Raw genomic sequence first — 16,852 nt, 5'->3', positions numbered from 1 at the left:
CTATGAATCTATATATATAACTAAATGGAGGCTTATATTTAATATGAAAAAGGTTAACCCGTTACTTATTCTTATTTTAGCTTTAGGCGTGTTCGGTATTATTACAACGGAAATGGGGATTATAGGCGTTCTTCCCCAAGTAACTCAAAAATTCAATGTATCAGCTGCCCAGGCTGGTTGGCTCGTCAGTATATTTTCTTTAGTGGTTGCCATCTCAGGCCCGTTTTTGACCTTACTCGTTTCTGGCATGAATCGTAAAGTTATTCTTTTACTCGCCGTATTCAGTTTTGTTATTTCAAATATTGTCTATGCCTATACTACTCATTTTGAGGCCCTGCTCATTTTTCGTGTTCTCCCTGCTATATTTCACCCTGTCTTTTTTTCGGTTGCCCTCGTGACCGCATCTTATCTTGTCCCCCCTGAAAAGAGCAGTAGAGCCGTCACCAAGGTTTTTGCCGGAATTACGGTAGGCTTTGCTTTTGGTGTGCCCTTGACTTCTTATCTTGCTGAGAAGATAGCGTTAGAAGCTGCTTTCTTGTTGGGAGCTGTCGTGAGCATAATTGCATTTATTGGAATACTCATATGGCTTCCTTCCCTGCCAGTTCAGGAAAAGATGTCTTATGGCAAACAGCTTGGTATATTACGCAAGCCTCAATTATGGTTCAATATTGTGTCTGTTATTTTTATTTTTGCAGCTATGTTTTCAGTGTATAGCTATTTTGCCGAATATCTTGGAAAAGTAACTCTGATGAACGGATCATGGATCAGCATAATGCTGATGGTCTTTGGAGTCGTTATGATTTTTGGGAACTTTTTATTTGGAGGGTTATTACATAAAAATCTGACCAAGACCGTCATCACGTTCCCGTTGCTATATATGGCCATTTACGTATTCACTTATGCTCTGGGTACATCTTTCCTACCGATGATCATGGTTGTACTTATTTGGGGAGCCGTGCATTCTGGAGGGCTTATTATTAGCCAAGCATGGTTAACCACTGAAGCGACAGAAGCTCCAGAGTTCGGTAACAGCCTGTTTGTCTCCTTCTCTAATCTGGGTATTACGATGGGATCTGCTATAGGCGGGTGGTTTATCTCTCACTTGGGCATACACCAGCTCATCTGGAGCGGGCTGATGTTTGCGCTGCTAGCATTCTTATCTATCACGATAAAAATAAAAATGTTCAAATCAAATGCAACGGAAGCAAACGTGCGTTAAAATATGGAGAGACATGAAAAGAAACTCTACATGATGACCATAAAATGATGTAGGGGGTGATGTTGATTGCATTTCGTATGGACTTCGATCCTAATGACCCTCGTAATCATCAGCGGGATCTTGGCGTTGCTCATCTGGGGAGTGATATCCTTAATTAAGCGTTTTCGCTAATCACAATCAAGAAATAGATATCTCTATGTGTTGAAATTATATTATCTAAGGGGAGGAGTCTGGTGAACATTCGAATGTATCACGATCTGGAAGCTCAATTGGAAGAAACGATTTGGGCTCTTGGAGAGGAAGCTGCTCTTGCACTCCCATTAGATAGCAGCATAGCTGAGGAAAAAGCACAGAAGGCTTGGGATCTCATCCCCGAGCCTAAACATACATGGGGCATTACAAGTGTAACCTTGCATCTGTATGTTCAAATTCTTAATTATAACAGTCATATGCAGCGATCAGTAGAGCTTTTAAATGAGGAAATTTTAGACTTGGAGAGTGCGGGGTATCGGATTATATATGTGGGGCCTTACATTCAAATGGCGGAAACGCTTCTTCTTCAGAGCAAGCCTGCATTAGCTCATGAATATCTCCAGAAGGCCTACTCGACTGGGAGTGCAAGGGCATTTCGGGATCAACCCAAGCTGTATCTCGAAATGGCGAAAAGTAAAGCTCTGGATAAACAGGATATATTGCTTCGATTTAAGGCGTTGGATGTGAATGCCCAACTTTTGAGCGAACTAAAAGATAATCCATAACGAATGTAATGGTCTCATCTTTTACATTTGACGAGGACGATTTGAGACCAACGTAAGCCACTACCCCGGATTTCTGGATCGAATTAATAAGTGGGAAAATTCGGGGATAACAATACATAGAGGAGAGGAAAGAATGAATATTAGACTGCTTCATTCAAATGAAAATTATCCGTTAGAGCTCTTGTTACTAGCTGATCCGTCGCGCCAACTTGTTGAGGAATATTTGAAAAGAGGACAGTGCTATGTAGCAGAAATTGACCATCAGATTGTAGGAGTCTATGTACTTTTACCGACAAGACCCGAAACAATGGAGATAGTGAATATAGCAGTTGCAGAAGTCATGCATGGTAAAGGGATAGGCAGACAATTAGTAACCCATGCCATTGAAACAGCCCGGACGCAAGGCTATAAAACGTTAGAAATCGGTACAGGAAACTCTAGCATTGGACAGTTGGCTCTTTACCAAAAATGTGGTTTCAGAATTGTGGGTATTGATCTGGATTTCTTTGTCAGACATAATTATTCAGAAGAAATTTATGAGAATGGCATACAGTGTAGAGATATGATTCGTATGTCTCAGGATTTATAAAATTTGATTGTTGTGCAAACCTTTTCAATACATCTTAAGTAAGGTTCTGAAAGGTATATGATATTGTGCCAAAAGATGGTACAATGAACTGCGGAAAGGCTATACAATCATTGGATTGCAATAGTCCTTTTTTAATGAGTTGATATCCTAATAAGTTCCTGATAAGGGGTGGTTACTTTGTACAACACAACAACCACGATACTCACAGAGATAACAAAACATATGAAAGATCATGATTTAATCCTAAGCGATCTAGCTAGAGAAGCTGAAATGAATCCGGGCACCATGAGCAGTATTATTAATGGAAACCGCACACTTTCAGTCGATCAGCTAGATCGAATCACACAAGCGATGGGCTATCCCGTTGGTTATTACTATGAACGCTATGTGTCTGAGTATTTAACAGAGGCTAATCCGAATTGGCGTCGAATGAGTCCTTTCATACATAACTGTGCAAGACTCAATAAATTGGACTGTATTCATGAAGTTGTTAATTTATTGATGGATAAACTAGGTTATTCAGAATCTTTATTTGAGCTTGCCGAAGAACTTTTTAGAGAAGGGCTTTACGAAGCGGCAACTATTCTATATGAGAATGTGGCTTTAAGTGAGAAAAAGCAATATTCAGAACGTCTGGCTATGTGTCAGTACCGTTTGTTCCATACAAGGCAAGGAGATAATCAAGAGAAAAACTATGAAGCAGCGGTTCAATTTGAAATATACGTTGATCGGCTAGATGAGATAGAACAGTTAGATGCATTAAAAGATCTGGCGAATACATACCGTTCGTTACGAAAATGGGACAAAGTAGAATTATTCGCTAAAGCTCTGGGAGACAAGGCTAAAATTCAATATAACATGGAGCAACAACGGCAGCCATCCAAGAGAGAAAATACTAAGAAACCAAGCTTTCCTCTGTTTGCTTTTTGGGCTTTTTCCCATTTGCTACGTGCTGAAGCTTGCGAAGCGAGGAAAGATTATCAGAAAGCACTACAACACACTTATGCATATGCCGATTTAAGTTGGGTGAAAGATTCAGATGAAACTGCTTTAAAATGGAAAAGGCAATATGAAGAGTGGGCTGTGGGGAATACCTATTTGAATAAGATTCTTGCTGGCGAAATAAGCGTTCTATCTGATTATTTAGTTTATTTATCATCAAGAAAAGATGAGATTCTTCCTGCACTTGATATTATAGTGAATTCAGCTAATAGATACCACTTTGATGTCGATGATATTTTAAAGCAATTCGAGGAAGAGATTTTAACTTTTCTAGAGCAACAAAAAATCGAGAGCTTTTATACTAAGCGTTTCATAACAGAACGATTTATGCATTTTTCAAGGGAATTATCGATCTACTATTTGACCAAAAAAAGATTTTCTGATGGCTTTAAATTTTTATTAAGTTGCTTGGAAAAATCTACATTAATCAATAATAAATCATATATAATTAAATGTATGCGTCTGTATGAGTGTTATCGAGAGTATGCATCATCTGATGTGAAGACAACGTACAGAAATTTGATTAATGAGGTGGATAGGTATGAAACGTAAAATAATTTTAACTGTATTGGTAACAAGTTTTATGTTGTTGACAATAGCAGGTTATCAAGATGCTGAACATAACTATCAACCTGCACAGCACGGCGAAATGTAATTATTCCTAATAGGATAAAGATGCTTGATATTTAAAGCAATTAAATTGTACAGCACATTAAACTAAATGGACGATGGAACAGGTTAGATGGAATGATCCGTCTAGCCTTTTTATTATCTGTTTTGCTGTATATAAGCAATATGCATCAATCTTCTTTTGAGAAATATATGTAAAAAGTGCAAAAATGTTATGTGTGTTGGTGTAAACAACTGAAGAGTGTATGGCTTTGTTCCAAAGACGACAATTATGTTGATAAAGTAATCTTTACTAACCATTTCACTATTACATCGTTTAACTATATATCGTATTCCGAGTATGTTGAATGGAAAGGGTGGTATATCTATGGAGATCACACCTACGATTAGAGCAGAAGTTCAAACCTATCTGATACGGAAAAGTTTAACCATGACCGAATTTGGTCACATGATTGATTTGAATGTAGGTACAGTTAGTGGTATCGTGACGGGCAACCGATCTATTTCTGTTCACCAGCTAGATCGCATCACTATGGGAATGAATTTACCACCAGATTATTTTTATGAACGTTATATTGTTGAGTGTATTGAAGAAGAACCGCTCAACTGGCGAAGAATCAGCCCTTTTTTGTACCGATGTGTGGAGCTAGGACGACTTGATTGCTTGCGAAGAGTTGTAGGTATGTTGCTAGATAATCCTGTTTATCTTCCTTCACTTTTTGAAGTAGCCGAAGATTCTTTTAAAAAAGACTATACTGAAGCAGCGGCATTCCTTTATGAAAGTGTGGCAGAAGGGGAAAGGTATCAGTATTCAGAACGATTGGCGATTTGCCAGTATCGATTGTTTACGATTCGTATAGGAGACGATCAAGAGAAAAACTATGATGCAGCCGTTCAATTTGAACCTTACGTTGAACGGTTAGATGAGATAGACCAGTTAGAGGCATTAAAAGACTTGGCGAATACTTACCGTTCGTTACGAAAATGGGATAAAGTAGAACAATTCGCTAAAGCTATGGGAGATAAAGCGAAAATTCAATACAAACTGGAACAACAGTGGAATCAGCTGAACAAAGAGAAATCAAAGAAACCAAGCTTCCCTCTGTTTGCTTATTGGGCATTTTCTCATTTGCTTCGGGCACAAGTCTGTGGTGAAAGAAAAGATTACGAACGGGCGTTTTATCATATCACAAAATATGCTGATTTAAGTTGGGTTACGGATACTGATGAAGAAACTATGATTTGGAAAAATAAGTACGAAGATTGGGCGATAGTAAATACGTATGTAAATAAGCTTCTTTCTGGCGATAAGAGCGTTCTATCTGATTATGTAGCTTATATTTCTTCAAGAAAAGATGAGATTCTTCCCGCACTTGATATTATGATTGAGGCAGCTAACCGATACCATTTTGATGTAGATGATATTTTAAATCAATTCGAAGAAGAAATCATCTCCTTTCTGCAGCAGAAAAAGGTTGAAGGATTGTATACTCAACGATTCACAACAGAGCGATACACTCATTTCTCAAGGGAATTGGCGATCTATCTTTTACGTAAGGGGAGGTTTTCAGAAGGTTTCGCATTTTTGTTCAGTTGTTTGGAAAAGTCTGCTGAAGCTAATAATAGGATACAAGCAATCAGATGTATGAGACTGTTCACACATTTTAAAGAACATGCATCTGCTCACACGAAGGCAGTCTATGGAGAATTGATTAAAGCGGTTAACGAAGATGAAGAGTAAGTTGATCGCATCATTCCAATTGCAAATAAAATGCTTTTAAATTCAAAACTACGCCTGACATGATTTCTGAGTTGTAGGATATGGTTGTTCGAGATTTGAAAGCTAATAGTGCTGCTCATTGATTCAAATAACTTATAACAAGGGAGTATGATACTTAAGACATAATAAATCTGTTTATTCAGTTCAAATGTCATAAGGATTAAAAGGAAATAACAGGATAGTAGATGGATTTTCCTAAATCAACCCTTCTGATAAGATTATTTCCATCTAAATTAAAGTGGGCGTGGTAGAATGGGGAGAATATTAGTTCCACCTGACAAGCTAATGGAAATAGCTGATCAGTTCTTACAAGGAAAGCATGAAATGGAGCGTATGCTGAACTTTTTGAGTGGACGAATTGATTTTGTCCAACAAGGCTGGTCAGGAGCTACCCGAGAAAGATTTTTTCAAGAATTTCAAGTTTCTCGACAATCCATGAATGTGACGATTGAACGACTATCGACAGTAGCACAAGAACTTATTTTTATTTCAAAAAACTTTACACAGGTGGACGGGGAAAAAGTCGTATTGGATGTGCCGTGGCTCGGAGACTCTGTTAAAACGGCTTCCACAGGTGAAGGTTGGTTACATAAAATTTTTGAACAAATCGGACGAGCTGAGATCACCAAGGCTGAAGCCCAGATGGAAGCTAGCAAGCTTCAAGGAGAAATCCTCTGGGATACTGCACAGGGAGCAAAAAGTGCTATTCAGGAAGATTTAACCTTAGGGATGTTACCTGATAAAGAACGGGATTATGATCATCCGATGGCAGCTAAAGTAGGTGAAATTCTCGGTCATGTAGCTACAACATTGCAGGGAGCTGGTGAGGTAGTAGCTGGATTAGGTGGAGAAGGATTATCAGTTGCAGTTTCATCTACAGGTGTAGGGAGTATAATCGGAGTACCCGGATTAATTGGATCGGCAGCTTTGACGGCGCATGGAGCTACAACTGCGGTTAAAAGTGCAAATGGAGTAGGAGAAAAAACAGCGGAATTGTGGCAGATGGCGAGAGGAGAAGATGCGGGCTCAGCTAAACAAACACTTACTTCCAACAAGGGAACGTCAATAGATGTTACTCCATCATCTAATCATACAAGTACGACAACAAATCCACATCCGGCTAAAGGTGAACCTAACTCATCTGTTGATATTCTGGATAAAAAAACAGGTGAGATAAAAACGAGAAGATATTATGATGAGAATGGAAGAGCTATGCGAGATGTTGACTATACGAATCACGGGAATTCAAAACAGCATCCAGAGTGGCCTCATGAGCATATTTTTGAGTGGAAAGAAGACGGAACATTTAAAAGAGTCAACAAAAAGTAGGAGGGATTGTTTTGGAATATACTGAACTAGTAGAACGTTTTAAGATGGGGGAGGAGTTTCAGTTCTATTATAAAAACGATAGCTACTGGATTAGCCATAATGAAGAAAAGTATTTTCTTACTCGGGAAAGAGACAGTTTTTCGCAGTCGTTTCAATCAGTCAGAGAGTTGTTTGTTAATGGAAAGATTGACGATAAGACTATTTTAGAATTGTGGGATAACATAGAGATTTGAGAAGGTATATTTTGGGCTGGCTCATTTTTAGCTTCTAGACGATCATTTTATTTGTTTTCATGATGTTTATAATTATAAGTACCATCATCTACTCCTTTAATAGGGGCTTGGTTATACTGAATAATTTTACCTTGCTCCTTTTTATAAAAATACCTTGCTTGCATTAATTTCGTCCTTAAATATAACTTGTGTACTAATTAAGGGAGCTTTAGCTATTTGAGTTTCAACTGAATAAATTTCAGGTGGTTTGTATCCTCGAGCTTTTACAAGATAGCTGAATACTTCGTTTTGGGTATAACTTTTAGTGTAACTACTAAGTATCCAAATGCTCGCAAATAGAGTTACTATAAAGATTGCTATTCCATATTTCTTCATAACGATCTCCTTTTTTTAATTGAAAAAATAGAAATAATTCAATTTTTCTTCTAATGCTTTTTAATTGTATTTACTCATACCTTTATTTCCCTTATGATAATTGTAATACTAGCAGATAAGGGGATACATATGAAGAAAGCTATTTTATTAATGCTCATGTTTGTTGTTTTAATTCCATCACAAGTATTGGCAGCAACATCTATAAAAGCTATGTCAACTAGTGAAATCGAAAGAATATATTTTGAGAATTACAAAGATCGTGTAAAAGAAATTAAAGCTGCACAAAAAAAGCTTAATGCTGTTCTAGGGGCAGAAGTTCGTGAGCTAACTCAAAGATTAAACCAAGCCTCTGCACGTTATAAAAATGAAGTGAAAAATAAGTCTAGTAAAGCAGTAATAGCTCAAGCCAAGGCTGATTGCGATAAATTAAAGAAACAGCTCAGCGTGGCGAAGGTGGAACTAAGTAAAAGTATTAAAAATTACAAACGAGAAAGTGACCAAATTTTAAAGGATATTGCAAAACAGAAAGCAGGTCTTATAAAATTTATTAAGAATCACACGGCAGGAAAAGATAAACTTACGGAATCTCAATTTAGCCAACAAGTTAATGGAGAAATTATGTCAATCGACAATTCATTTACTGAAGCTTTAAAAACATTAGCGGAAGCTGAATAATAGGGTGTAAGGCAGCAGGATTACCTGTTGCCTTTTTTATTTAGGCTCTTTTTTGTTTCTAATTCACTATATTTATAAATTTCATGGGAAGTTGTACCTATTTGTTGTATTATAAGCAAGTGTGGAAAAGAGTTGAATAGCTAAGGAGGAGCAGGGTTGTACATATTTATAGTTGTTGGTGTCATTGCTGTATTACTTGCTTTGGCGCTGTTACGTTTTCTTAAAAAGCCTAAAGTCCAAGAGCGATATAAAGTAACGCAGGATATTGATCCTTACAAAATCGGCATAAGTGAGATAGATCGTATGGAAGATGGCAAGGATTTTGAAATTTATTTGTGCAAGCTGTTCAATTGCTTGGGTTATAGTGATGTGTATAAGACACAAGATAGTAGAGATTTTGGAGCAGATTTGGTATTTACAGATCGTGAGGGATACCGTAATGTCCTTCAGGCCAAACGGTACGCAGTCACCAATCCTGTTGGGTTGGGTGCGGTTCAAGAAGTGTATAGCTGTATGCGATTTTACAGAGCTAAGAAATCTATTGTGATTACTTCAAGTAAATACACAAGCTCGTGTGAACAGTTAGCCAGTTATAATGGAGTGAAGCTGCTGGATCGCAATGATTTAATTCGAATGATCGAGCTATTCCAAGAACAACAGCACAGCAAAGTAAAAGATATCATCGAAGCAGAGCCTTACTTGAGTCTGGATTCATGGGATGATTATAGGAATAACAGTAAAGTGATTAAAAAGGATCGTAAGACTGAAAAATACGAGAAACAAACTGTGTTGTAACGAAGGAAAATAGGACCGGAACGGATAGGGATACCCCCTTACCAGTCCGGTTTTCACTTTTTTCATGCAAAAACTGTCTATGATCGAAGAAAAACTACTTTTGGAAGAGATCCATTTGTAGACGGAGGGCTAAACAAGAAGGGATGTGCATATAGAGTCAAACAAATTGCAGAAGGCAGAAGTTACAAAAACGCTTCTCACATTATTCCTTTGTTACAGATTAAAGATTAAAGAATGAAGATGAAGATTAAAAAACGATGAATTTAAGCCTTTAGACATAGGTAGAAAGGTTAATCCTTCATATAACAATTAGGAATTAAGTTTATTTTCCATAAATCGGAATAGTGTTACTATGTCATAACGAACTCATGACTAGAGGTAAACTATGACAACTATTAAAGTGACACCTGAGCAACTTATGACTGTCTCCAAGCAGTTTGAGTTAGCACAGCAAACGACAACTCAAATGAATAGCAATTTAGTACAACAAATTTCATCTATGGGACAATTGTGGGAAGGACTGACTAAAGAGCACTTTTACTATTCCTTCCAGACCTCTCAGAAGAATATGAATGACTTTGTTACCCTGATGGATTCTATTGCTAGGGAGTTACGTCACCATGCAGATAAATTCAGATTAGCGGACCTGATGGAAGCAGGTAATATTGACGCAAGTTGTTTACCGCCTCCGCCGAATTCATGTGCTGTTCCTTCTCCAGATACACGAAATGCATTCCAGAAATCGGTAGATAGCTTAACTGAACTAGGTCAGGATTTTGTAGATGCTAATTCAGTACGGTATGAGAAAAAGTTTGATTCGGTTTGGAGCTTCTTAGATTATATGTCGTATGGTATTCCAAAAGGAATGTATCAAGGGTACATGGAACGAGCAGCTAAACAAAACGATTCGTGGAATGACATGCTCAATTTCGGTACATTTGGAATAACGGGCATGATTCAGGGAGCATTTAATCCTACCAATGCGTGGTCAAAGGAACACTGGGCTAATATGATCGGTACAGCAGGACTGTTTGGAGGAGTCAGCTCAGTTATTAAGCCTAAAATTGGTTTGAAACCATCTATTCAGTATGAGATTCCGAAGAATAATACAAGTTCCAGCTTACGGAATTCAATAGAATCTGAACCTAAAACAGAAGTACAAACAGGTGGGAGAAACGATCTTTCAATTGATGAATATTTTCGTAGAGAAGCTGAAGCAGATGAGATGTATGATCAAATCAGAGCTTCAGATAGTGATGTAAGAGCAATAGCTGAAAATTCTGGAATGAAGGAAAGTAGGATTCAAAGAATCAAAGAACACGTTTTCATAAAAGAACACATAAAATCAAGTGGTTATGGCAGATTTCATTCTGATTACGAAATAGCTCAAGCATGGGATAGATTACAAAAAGGGGTACAAACAGAAAAAGATATGGATTTGCTTAACCATGAATTGTTTGAATCTAGATTTGAGGGTATATTTAAAACAGACTATGAGACTGCTCATAACGCTGCGGTAAGGTCGGGTCGTCCATGGGAAATAGAATAGAGGAGATTTTATAATGGGAGCATTTGTTTTACTTTTTAAAGAACATGAAGATGATACAGTAGTTATTTATAAATATGGTCCAAACGAACACACTATGGGGAAAATTCAATTAAACAAGGATACTAAGCTGTTCTCTGAAATTGAACCTTTACCAGATTCGAATCATTCAAACAAATTTTATTTTGATAGGGCTGCACAGCGGATGGCACGTTGCTTCGTTAAAGAAGGTGGTATATTTCCTGACAAGATGACATTTGAATCATAAAGTAGCTTCAGGAATACGAACCGAGCTTGCTCCATTGATAATAAAATGAGAGTAAGCTTTTTTCATTGCAATCTATCTGATTAAAGAGGAAAATTTTTATCCACCCTAGAATTAAGAGACGATTTTAGAAGGAGCATACCATGTTAACGCCAAAACAAGAAGAGAGCCTAAGCAAATTTATGAGTAAGATTCTTAGGCATACACCAGAACAGTTTGGTCTTGAGCTGGATCATGAGGGTTATTGTGACATTCAAGACCTGCTTCGAGGAATAAGATCAGAGGATAGATGGTCTAATATTAATGAGTCGGATATCAAGCAAGTAGTAGGCCATTGTCCCAAACAAAGATATGAGATGGTTAATGGGTACATAAGAGCTAATTATGGGCACAGTGCGGGCAGATTAAATTATGAGGAAGCCACTCCACCAACGATTCTCTATCACGGTACAAACACAAAGGTAATTCATAACATTTTCACTGAAGGAATTAAGCCGATGGGCAGAAAGTATGTACATCTGACTGAATCCCTTGAGTTTGCCATTTTAGCAGGCAAAAGACGTGGAGAACTAGTGATCCTCGAAGTAGACACAGCAAAGGCATTAGCTAATCAAGTGAGGTTTTATAAAGCTAACCATGGTGTTTGGCTTGCTGATCTTGTACCCCCTCAGTACTTAAAGAAATTTGAATAAAGCGTAACCCTAGACCATTAACGATGATGACAGAGACTAGATGGAAAAAATCCGTCTGGTCTTTTTAATATCGCTTATTTTGCTGTACATATATCTCCCTCTAATATTTTGAATGTATCCACGGGTGTCCACACTTACCCGCAAATGCCGCATAAAATATCCCGGATGAACAAAGAGGAGGTGCATGAAATCACCATGATACACATGGAACCTATTCAAGTGGGTGAGTATACATTTATCGGAGTTGAGGTCAAACTGCCAAAAACAACGCTGTTGACGATCTCTAACTCCCGTGGTTACATCATGTGTGGTGCGCTGGATGTCGGATTGCTTAATGAACGGCTGGCGGATCGGAAAATTCTGGCCGCACGAGCTGTGGGGGTCAAGACGCTGAAGGAATTGTTAGAGGCACCGATGGAGTCGGTGACGAAGGAAGCCGAGCAACTTGGAATTAAGCCGGGGATGCCAGGTTATGAGGCACTATTGAAACTGGTGTAAGAAGCTTAGTAGTAGTTGTTGTTGAATAAAAAACAAAAAAATTAAAAACCGGGCGCTGTGGCTCCGGTTTTTTCTATGAGAAGTTTCATTTTATCGGGTATAACCATTTGAATTTTATACGAAGTGTATGACCTGTAAGAACGATTAATCTGCAAACAAAGCGGTGAGATTCTCGTTAAAAGGGGCTTGAACGATTCCCTTTTCAGTAATGATGGCGGTAACGTACTCATGAGGTGTAACGTCGAAAGCTGGGTTGTAGACTTTAATGCCTTGCGGGGCAGTTCTTTTGCCAAAGCTCTCGGTCACTTCCTCCGCAGAGCGCTCCTCAATCGGAATATCTGCACCTGTGGCAGTCTGCAAATCAATGGTAGATAACGGCGAAGCAACATAAAAAGGGATACCATGCGCCTTCGCCAGTACAGCCAGGCTGTAGGTGCCGATTTTGTTGGCTACATCCCCATTAGCGGCGACTCGATCCGTACCGACGATGACAGCTTGCACCCATCCTTTGGCCATGACCATGCCTGCCATATTGTCACAGAGCAGGGTGACATCTATACCTGCTTGCTGAAGCTCAAAGGCGGTCAGACGTGCACCCTGCAATACAGGGCGAGTTTCGTCAGCAAATACTTTCAGATGGATGCCGCTCTCCTGTGCAAGGTACATTGGTGCGAGTGCTGTCCCGTATTTCGCTGTTGCCAAGCCGCCTGCATTGCAATGCGTAAGCACGCCCATCCCGTCCTCGAACAGAGGTAAAGCATGGATGCCGATTTGGCGACAGACTTCTTCATCCTCTGCCTGAATGGCTATAGCTTCACACTCCAGCCCTGCATTCCAGTCTTCGATCTGGCCTCCCTCAGCCTCTGTGATGAGTTCGCCAGCTCGCTTCTTCATGCGGTCCAGAGCCCAGAACAGATTCACGGCCGTCGGCCGTGAGGTGGCCAAATGCCCGCACACCGCATGTACATGCTCCAGCCATCCAGCAGCGTCGGTACCGCGATAGGAGGTAGCCCCTAGCACAACACCATAGGCTGCGGCCATCCCAATAGCAGGGGCCCCCCGTACCTTCATGGCATGGATGCCATCCCACACTTCCTCAGTTGTGAACAAATCCAGCATGACTATCGTTTCAGGCAGTAGACGCTGATCCAGCATGGACAAGTGGTTACCCTTCCACACCAGCGATGATAGAGCTTGTCCGGACACAGCTGCTTTTCGGGAGGATGTAGGGAGAGATTCCTTATTTTCACTCATACTCTTGATGCTCCTTTAGTTTGGGTCACTGTCGCTGCCCGAACAATGTCTCCTAGTTCCCGGATCGAATGAAGCTCACGATTGCGCAGAACCAGGGTTTTTCCAATCGATAACGCCAGACGTTCTGCGGCTTCCTTAATGTCAGGATCGGCAATGGTCTCGATATCCGCCACATGCGACAGACTGATGATCCGGCGGATCACTTTGCACCCTGCAAAACCAATCGTATCTTGCAGCACTTTCTGGAGATACAGGTCCTGATATCCGGGTGTACGTGCCAAATGATCAGTGACGTGCTCGTCCCACAGTGTACGGAACCTGCTTTCAAACTGCTCCCATACTTGCATGGCAGTCTCCAGGAGCCAGTCACGTCGTTCTTTTAGCGCCTTTTCGCCAGAAGTCCATCCAGGCTGTGCTGCATAGTTCAACAGCAGATTGGCGATGACCGCTCCGATATCAAACCCCATGGGGCCGTAGTAGGCAAATTCAGGATCAATGACTTTAGTCGATTCAGTCGTTACAAAAATGCTGCCAGTATGAAGGTCACCGTGTAGAAGCGCTTCTGTTCGTGTCATGAACTTTTCTCGCAGTAAAGCCACTTCCAGGTGAAGCGCCTGATTTGAACGGAGTGCCTCTGCTTCGTCTTCAATATACTCACCGTAGTTGTTATTGTCGGAAAAGCGATACGGTTCATCCAAAATCAGATCCTCAGTTATTTTACAAAGTTCAGGGTTGATAAAGCGTTTGACCAGCTCTTTTTTATCCTGCTGATTCATGCCCAAATCTGAGGTGAAAAAGAGTGTGCGTGCCAGAAATTCCCCGATATGATTAGCAAAAAGAGGATATGTGTTGCCTTCTATTAGCCCCTTGCGCATGATTGTGTGGGAGCTAAGATCCTCCATTACGGTTAAAGCAAGCTCATTGTCATAGCCCACAACTGCAGGAACTAATTCGGGACAAAGCTGGTGTTCTTGCTGAAGTGCCTCGCGTTCAATACGGGCGCGATCCAGCGACAACGGCCAGGATTCACCCACAATTTTTACATAGGGAAGTGCCTGCTTGGCAATGATACTTTTGTTAGAGTTAGAATCCGTAATATGAAAAACCAGATTTAAGTTGCCATCACCGATTTCTCGGCATTCCAGATGAGCTTCCTGACTAAAAAATCCGGGGATGTTCTTCACAAATTCGATTGCTTCTTCAGTCGTTAAAGGATGATATTTGGACAATGAGGTCACCTCCGTAAATTGTGCACATGTAAATGGTTGATCAATATCACAATATTAAACCAAGTATTTTGATAGGATAGAACAAGTATAACGAAAATCACTGAATTTTTGTACATTTTTTTTATGATGAATTAGAAGCGAAGGTAACTCTTCTTTTTGTTTCGTCTCTGTATTGAAAGGGTAAATATGAAACAGACGTCCGGCAGGTGATATTCAACTACCCGCTGGCGTCTTACCGTCAACAGTACGGTGATGGATACTTAAAGGCTTCTGAAAGTCAATTTGATAAAAAGGAAGGGATTTATGATGGCTAAAACAACAAGTAACTCGAAAAATACGCAAACCAAATCGGTGGAGGAACTGTTAAACCGTCAAGTCGCTAACCTCAATGTGTTATATGTAAAAATTCATAATTATCACTGGTACGTGAAAGGCTCCAGTTTTTATACACTCCATGTCAAATTCGAAGAATTATACAATGAAATAACATTGAAAATGGACGAGATTGCCGAGCGTCTGCTCGCCTTGAAAGGTTCTCCTTCCGCAACGTTGAAGGAATACCTGGAACTGTCCTCAATTGACGAAGCCACTGGCAATGAAGATGCTCCAAAAATGGTGCAAACCCTGATTGAGGACTTTGCGACTGTATGTGAGGAGTTTCAGGAAGGGATCGAATTGGCGGAAAGTTCCGATCAGCCTACTGCAGATTTGCTGATCGGCTTTAAAGCCGATCTGGAGAAACATATGTGGATGCTCCGCTCTTATTTGGGCTAACTCGTCAAGTTTTGGCTCAATCGCACAAGGTTTAGACTGACGAATATATAACCCCTTACATGTAAAACGCTACTGACGTCATGCTGTCAGTAGCGTTTTTATGGCTAAAAAGTGATGATGTATCCCATGGTTTTTTGTACTACACTATAACTATATAATCATCCGTAGGATATATTTTGTCATTTGTGCGCTTGGTAGGATGAACATTTTATGAAGAAAGGTGGATAACGTGCGTCTGTTGGTTGCACCCTTAAAGATATTTATTATAAAATAACTTGAGAATCATTGAGAATCAGTTTAGAATGATTATAAATAAATTTTAAAATATTACATTTGCTTGAAATCAGGGGGCTCCCCTGTTTAGATATACTTTCTGATTTCGACACCACACTACATTTTTTGGAGGGTATTGCAAATATGGCTACAAACTTTAAGATTGAAGGTCTCAAAGCGACCATCGAAGGCAAGGAAATTTTGAAAGGTATTAACCTCGAAATGAAGGGCGGAGAAATCCATGCCATCATGGGTCCTAACGGAACGGGTAAAAGTACACTTGCGTCTGCTTTGATGGGTCATCCTAAATATGAAGTCACAGATGGCAAAGTAACTTTGGATGGAGAAGACGTGCTGGATATGGAAGTGGATGAGCGTGCACGTGCAGGATTGTTCCTGGCGATGCAGTATCCAAGTGAGATTGCAGGGGTAACAAACTCCGACTTTTTGCGTAGTGCAATCAACGCGCGCCGTGAAGAAGGACAAGAGATTTCCCTGATTAAGTTTATCCGTCAAATGGAAGGCAAAATGAAAGAGCTTGAAATGAATCCTGAGTTTGCTCACCGTTACCTGAACGAAGGGTTCTCCGGTGGTGAGAAAAAGCGGAATGAAATTCTGCAAATGATGATGCTTGATCCGAAAATTGTCGTTCTGGACGAAATTGACTCCGGTCTGGACATCGATGCTTTGAGAATTGTAGCTAACGGTGTAAATGCTATGCGTTCTGAAGATCGTGGCTTCCTTGTGATTACTCACTACCAACGTCTGTTGAACTACATCAAACCAGATTTTGTACACGTAATGATGCAAGGACGTATCGTCAAATCCGGTGGTCCTGAGCTTGCAGAGCGTCTGGAAGCAGACGGTTACGACTGGATCAAGGAAGAACTGGGTATCGTTGATGAAACTGTAGGACAAGAGGCGTAAGCCGGAAGC

18 protein-coding genes are annotated in these 16,852 nt (G+C 40.0%); 15 read left to right on the top strand and 3 right to left on the bottom strand.

What is annotated here, in order from left to right; genetic code table 11:
- Positions 1-43: 43 nt before the first annotated feature.
- The 7 genes from ACQQ6X_RS09300 to ACQQ6X_RS09270 all read left to right on the top strand — a co-directional run bounded on the left by ACQQ6X_RS09300 (position 44) and on the right by ACQQ6X_RS09270 (position 7,540).
- On the top strand, positions 44-1,219 hold the full coding sequence (locus ACQQ6X_RS09300) for an MFS transporter (RefSeq protein WP_305165102.1): 1,176 nt from the start codon (positions 44-46) through the stop codon (positions 1,217-1,219).
- A gap of 233 nt (positions 1,220-1,452) precedes the next feature.
- On the top strand, positions 1,453-1,977 hold the full coding sequence (locus tag ACQQ6X_RS09295) for a hypothetical protein (RefSeq protein ID WP_305165101.1): 525 nt from the start codon (positions 1,453-1,455) through the stop codon (positions 1,975-1,977).
- 133 nt (positions 1,978-2,110) lie between these two features.
- A complete protein-coding gene (locus tag ACQQ6X_RS09290; RefSeq protein ID WP_305165100.1) occupies positions 2,111-2,566 on the top strand; it encodes a GNAT family N-acetyltransferase in 456 nt (151 codons plus the stop codon).
- Positions 2,567-2,788: 222 nt separating this feature from the next.
- Positions 2,789-4,120 carry a helix-turn-helix domain-containing protein gene (locus tag ACQQ6X_RS09285; protein WP_305165099.1) on the top strand — a complete coding sequence of 444 codons (1,332 nt, stop codon included), beginning with the start codon at positions 2,789-2,791 and terminating at the stop codon, positions 4,118-4,120.
- Between the two features lie 445 nt (positions 4,121-4,565).
- The gene (locus ACQQ6X_RS09280) at positions 4,566-5,939 is read left to right on the top strand and encodes a helix-turn-helix domain-containing protein (protein WP_305165098.1); all 1,374 of its coding nucleotides are present in this window, start codon (positions 4,566-4,568) and stop codon (positions 5,937-5,939) included.
- A gap of 291 nt (positions 5,940-6,230) precedes the next feature.
- Positions 6,231-7,307: a WXG100 family type VII secretion target gene (locus ACQQ6X_RS09275; RefSeq protein WP_305165097.1), complete on the top strand. Its 1,077-nt coding sequence runs from the start codon at positions 6,231-6,233 to the stop codon at positions 7,305-7,307.
- 11 nt (positions 7,308-7,318) lie between these two features.
- Positions 7,319-7,540 carry a hypothetical protein gene (locus ACQQ6X_RS09270; RefSeq protein WP_305165096.1) on the top strand — a complete coding sequence of 74 codons (222 nt, stop codon included), beginning with the start codon at positions 7,319-7,321 and terminating at the stop codon, positions 7,538-7,540.
- 141 nt (positions 7,541-7,681) lie between these two features.
- On the opposite strand, the gene ACQQ6X_RS09265 is transcribed toward ACQQ6X_RS09270, so the two are convergent.
- Positions 7,682-7,915 (bottom strand): hypothetical protein, encoded by a 234-nt coding sequence (locus tag ACQQ6X_RS09265; RefSeq protein WP_305165095.1) that lies wholly within the window; start codon positions 7,913-7,915, stop codon positions 7,682-7,684.
- 129 nt (positions 7,916-8,044) lie between these two features.
- Here ACQQ6X_RS09265 and ACQQ6X_RS09260 point away from each other — a divergent pair, with 129 nt between their 5' ends.
- The 6 genes from ACQQ6X_RS09260 to ACQQ6X_RS09235 all read left to right on the top strand — a co-directional run bounded on the left by ACQQ6X_RS09260 (position 8,045) and on the right by ACQQ6X_RS09235 (position 12,386).
- A complete protein-coding gene (locus tag ACQQ6X_RS09260) occupies positions 8,045-8,590 on the top strand; it encodes a hypothetical protein (protein WP_305165094.1) in 546 nt (181 codons plus the stop codon).
- 156 nt (positions 8,591-8,746) lie between these two features.
- Complete coding sequence (locus tag ACQQ6X_RS09255) at positions 8,747-9,385, top strand: restriction endonuclease (RefSeq protein WP_305165093.1); 639 nt, start codon at positions 8,747-8,749, stop codon at positions 9,383-9,385.
- Positions 9,386-9,770: 385 nt separating this feature from the next.
- Positions 9,771-10,934 carry a WXG100 family type VII secretion target gene (locus tag ACQQ6X_RS09250; RefSeq protein ID WP_305165092.1) on the top strand — a complete coding sequence of 388 codons (1,164 nt, stop codon included), beginning with the start codon at positions 9,771-9,773 and terminating at the stop codon, positions 10,932-10,934.
- Between the two features lie 13 nt (positions 10,935-10,947).
- Entirely contained in the window at positions 10,948-11,199 is a 252-nt protein-coding gene (locus ACQQ6X_RS09245; protein ID WP_029516580.1) for a hypothetical protein, read from the top strand.
- 140 nt (positions 11,200-11,339) lie between these two features.
- Positions 11,340-11,888 carry an RNA 2'-phosphotransferase gene (locus tag ACQQ6X_RS09240; protein WP_305165091.1) on the top strand — a complete coding sequence of 183 codons (549 nt, stop codon included), beginning with the start codon at positions 11,340-11,342 and terminating at the stop codon, positions 11,886-11,888.
- A 195-nt stretch (positions 11,889-12,083) separates the two neighbouring features.
- Positions 12,084-12,386: a YunC family protein gene (locus ACQQ6X_RS09235; RefSeq protein ID WP_305165090.1), complete on the top strand. Its 303-nt coding sequence runs from the start codon at positions 12,084-12,086 to the stop codon at positions 12,384-12,386.
- Positions 12,387-12,530: 144 nt separating this feature from the next.
- On the opposite strand, the gene mtnA is transcribed toward ACQQ6X_RS09235, so the two are convergent.
- Both mtnA and mtnK read right to left on the bottom strand, forming a co-directional pair.
- The gene (gene mtnA / locus ACQQ6X_RS09230; protein WP_305165089.1) at positions 12,531-13,640 is read right to left on the bottom strand and encodes an S-methyl-5-thioribose-1-phosphate isomerase; all 1,110 of its coding nucleotides are present in this window, start codon (positions 13,638-13,640) and stop codon (positions 12,531-12,533) included.
- Complete coding sequence (mtnK, locus tag ACQQ6X_RS09225) at positions 13,637-14,869, bottom strand: S-methyl-5-thioribose kinase (protein ID WP_305165088.1); 1,233 nt, start codon at positions 14,867-14,869, stop codon at positions 13,637-13,639. Before mtnK ends, mtnA begins: the two co-directional genes overlap by 4 nt.
- Before the next feature lie 306 nt (positions 14,870-15,175).
- On the opposite strand from mtnK, the gene ACQQ6X_RS09220 reads away from it, so the two are divergent.
- Positions 15,176-15,643, top strand: a complete 468-nt coding sequence (locus ACQQ6X_RS09220; RefSeq protein ID WP_305165631.1) for a Dps family protein — start codon at positions 15,176-15,178, stop codon at positions 15,641-15,643.
- 417 nt (positions 15,644-16,060) lie between these two features.
- Positions 16,061-16,843, top strand: coding sequence for a Fe-S cluster assembly ATPase SufC (sufC, locus tag ACQQ6X_RS09215; protein WP_063213735.1), 783 nt, complete (start codon positions 16,061-16,063; stop codon positions 16,841-16,843).
- The last annotated feature ends 9 nt before the right edge of the window (positions 16,844-16,852 follow it).

Origin of the sequence: Paenibacillus ottowii (genome assembly GCF_050516475.1) — a bacterium.
In the GTDB taxonomy this organism is placed as follows: domain Bacteria; phylum Bacillota; class Bacilli; order Paenibacillales; family Paenibacillaceae; genus Paenibacillus; species Paenibacillus ottowii.
The sequence above is the reverse complement of the archived record's forward strand: the minus strand, read 5'-3'. Positions and strand labels throughout refer to the sequence as shown.

Excerpts from the sequence above, each read along its gene's own strand:
- ACQQ6X_RS09265 (WP_305165095.1), bottom strand. The coding sequence starts at position 7,915 with ATGAAGAAATATGGAATAGCAATCTTTATAGTAACTCTATTTGCGAGC.
- ACQQ6X_RS09280 (WP_305165098.1), top strand. The coding sequence starts at position 4,566 with ATGGAGATCACACCTACGATTAGAGCAGAAGTTCAAACCTATCTGATA.
- ACQQ6X_RS09300 (WP_305165102.1), top strand. The coding sequence starts at position 44 with ATGAAAAAGGTTAACCCGTTACTTATTCTTATTTTAGCTTTAGGCGTG.
- ACQQ6X_RS09240 (WP_305165091.1), top strand. The coding sequence starts at position 11,340 with ATGTTAACGCCAAAACAAGAAGAGAGCCTAAGCAAATTTATGAGTAAG.
- ACQQ6X_RS09275 (WP_305165097.1), top strand. The coding sequence starts at position 6,231 with ATGGGGAGAATATTAGTTCCACCTGACAAGCTAATGGAAATAGCTGAT.
- ACQQ6X_RS09235 (WP_305165090.1), top strand. The coding sequence starts at position 12,084 with ATGATACACATGGAACCTATTCAAGTGGGTGAGTATACATTTATCGGA.
- sufC (WP_063213735.1), top strand. The coding sequence starts at position 16,061 with ATGGCTACAAACTTTAAGATTGAAGGTCTCAAAGCGACCATCGAAGGC.
- ACQQ6X_RS09250 (WP_305165092.1), top strand. The coding sequence starts at position 9,771 with ATGACAACTATTAAAGTGACACCTGAGCAACTTATGACTGTCTCCAAG.
- ACQQ6X_RS09245 (WP_029516580.1), top strand. The coding sequence starts at position 10,948 with ATGGGAGCATTTGTTTTACTTTTTAAAGAACATGAAGATGATACAGTA.
- ACQQ6X_RS09220 (WP_305165631.1), top strand. The coding sequence starts at position 15,176 with ATGGCTAAAACAACAAGTAACTCGAAAAATACGCAAACCAAATCGGTG.
- ACQQ6X_RS09290 (WP_305165100.1), top strand. The coding sequence starts at position 2,111 with ATGAATATTAGACTGCTTCATTCAAATGAAAATTATCCGTTAGAGCTC.
- ACQQ6X_RS09260 (WP_305165094.1), top strand. The coding sequence starts at position 8,045 with ATGAAGAAAGCTATTTTATTAATGCTCATGTTTGTTGTTTTAATTCCA.
- mtnA (WP_305165089.1), bottom strand. The coding sequence starts at position 13,640 with ATGAGTGAAAATAAGGAATCTCTCCCTACATCCTCCCGAAAAGCAGCT.
- ACQQ6X_RS09285 (WP_305165099.1), top strand. The coding sequence starts at position 2,789 with ATGAAAGATCATGATTTAATCCTAAGCGATCTAGCTAGAGAAGCTGAA.